Source organism: Desulfobacula sp. (genome assembly GCF_021107415.1).
The window spans coordinates 1-2,586 of record NZ_JAIOSW010000201.1 but is presented as its reverse complement, the minus strand read 5'-3'; the positions used below and the strand labels follow the sequence as shown (position 1 = coordinate 2,586).

Annotated in this window: 2 protein-coding genes; both read left to right on the top strand. The window is 37.7% G+C overall.

All coding sequences use genetic code 11. The features are described from left to right. On the top strand, window positions 1-1,070 hold a 1,070-nt coding region (locus K8S13_RS10805; protein ID WP_291462456.1), incomplete at its 5' end, for a DUF4301 family protein. Between the two features lie 36 nt (window positions 1,071-1,106). Then, window positions 1,107-2,492 (top strand): dihydropyrimidinase, encoded by a 1,386-nt coding sequence (gene hydA, locus K8S13_RS10800; protein ID WP_291462455.1) that lies wholly within the window; start codon window positions 1,107-1,109, stop codon window positions 2,490-2,492. Window positions 2,493-2,586: the final 94 nt, after the last annotated feature.

Here is a 2,586-nt window from a genome sequence, read left to right as displayed (position 1 = left end):
GTCTGGATTATGGTAAACTTCCAAAGGGTCTGTTAAAATTCCACCGTTATGAGCACAGCAATAGGGTGGCACTTGAAGAGCATTTGGTTGAAGCTGCAATGTATGGTGTTTCAAAAAACAAAAAAGCCTATGTCCATTTTACTGTTTCTCCTGAACATCTGGAAAAATTTAAAACACAGGTGGATCAGGTAAAAGATGAATACGAGAAACTATTTGACATTACTTTTGAAATTTCCTATTCGGTACAGAAATCTTCAACCGATATGATTGCTGTTGATATGAATAATGAGCCTTTTAGGGAAAAAGATGGAAGTTTGTTGTTCAGGCCTGGTGGGCACGGTGCGCTTATAGAAAATCTAAATGACCTGGAGGCAGATTTAATTTTTATCAAGAATATTGATAATGTGGTTCCCGACAGGTTAAAAGAAATAACCACCACTTATAAAAAAGTAATTGGCGGACTTTTGCTAAAGCTTCAATCAAAAACTTTTGAATTTCTTAAGGAATTAGAAAAAAGTGAAAGCACAAACCTTATCGAAAAAATTGAAGCATTTGCACAATCAGATTTAAATATTAAAATTCCCAATGGATTTAATGAACTGGGTCCGGATGAAAAGAAATCATTTTTATTCCGCCACCTTAACCGACCAATAAGAATTTGTGGAATGGTGAAAAATGAAGGTGAACCGGGAGGTGGTCCGTTTTGGGTGAAAAATTCGAAAGGAGAGGTATCACTGCAAGTTGTTGAGTCATCACAGGTAAATGCAAGCGATGAAGAACAAATGAAGATTTTACAATCCTCCACACATTTTAATCCTGTCGATTTGGTATGCGGAACCAGAAATTATAAAGGTGAATCATTTGACCTGCATGAATTTATTGACCCTGAAACAGGATTTATCTCCATTAAATCGAAAGACGGTAAAAATCTAAAAGCACAGGAGCTTCCCGGATTATGGAACGGGGCCATGGCCGACTGGATCACCATTTTTGTTGAAGTTCCCATTATCACTTTCAATCCTGTTAAAACTGTTAATGATTTACTTAGACCTCAGCATCAACCAAGTTAAATATTATTATACACTAAATCATTTAAACCTGATTTTATGTCTGTCCTGATAAAAAACGGAAGGATTATCACTGCATCAGAAGATTATGTGGCGGATATTATTATTGAAGGAGAAAAGATAACTGCAATCGGAAAAGGTTTACCGCAAAAGGCAGATCATATTATCGATGCACAAGATAAATTAATTTTTCCCGGTGGAATTGACCCGCATGTACATCTTGACCTTCCTGTGATGGGCATCCGCTCAAGTGATAATTTTGAAACCGGTACCCGGGCAGCAATATTTGGGGGGACTACTACTATTATTGATTTTGCCAACCAGCAAAAAGGTGGAACACTTTATTCAGCGCTTGAAACCTGGCAAAAAAAAGCTACGGGTAATGCTTATTGTGATTATTCATTCCATGTTTCGGTAACAGACTTTACTAAAAACACAAAAGCAGAGATGAAATCTTTTATAGAGCAGGAGGGTATAACTTCATTCAAGACTTTCATGGCTTATAAAGATACCCTGATGATTGACGATGCTACCATGAAAGCTGTGATGGAGGAAGTGAAAAAATATGGCGGAATGGTAACCGTTCATGCAACTGATGGAAACAAGATCGAATCACTGGTGGAAAAATTCAGGGTACAAAATAACCTGTCACCACTTTATCATTATTTATCGCAGCCTGATTATTCCGAGTCTGAAGCAACTGGAAGGTTTATCGATATGGCAATTGAAACCGGTGTAAATGCCTATGTTGTGCATATGACCTGTGCAAAAGCATTAGAAAAGATAAAACTGGCTAATCAAAACAATCACCGGATTCTTGCAGAAACCTGCCCCCAGTACCTCTTGCTGGATGCTGATTTATATAAAAAAGGTGACGAATCTGTAAAGTGGATTTTAAGTCCACCGCTCAGAACCAAAGAAGACCGGGAAAGCTTATGGACTGGCATACAAGATGGATATATCCAAACCGTTGGTACCGACCATTGTCCGTTTATGATGGAAGATAAGCTAAAAAACAAGGAAGATTTTACCAGTGTGCCCAATGGGATTCCTGGCATTGAACACAGGATGGAATTGCTTTTCTCTGAGGGTGTTTTGAAAGAAAGGATAAGCCTCAATAAATTTGTAGAAGTCACCTCAACCAATGCTGCAAAGATCTTTGGACTTTACCCCCAAAAAGGAGACATTAAGGTTGGCTCGGATGCCGATATAGTCATTTTTGATCCTGCTGAAAAACATATAATATCTGCAAAAACTCACCACCACCATTGCGATTATTCTGCATACGAAGGATGGGAAGTAACAGGAAAAGTGAAATCTGTTCTTTTAAGAGGAGAGGTTGTTTTACAAGAAAATGAAATACAGATTGAAAAAGGGTATGGGCGGTTTTTGAAACGAGCTGTTTCAGATTTGGGCAAAACTTAGTGGAAAAGATATAACTACACTAAAACTTCGTCAGACAATGTAATCCGAAATGGGGTAATTAGTGGATTTTTAAATCCGCAATTAATTTAGTAAT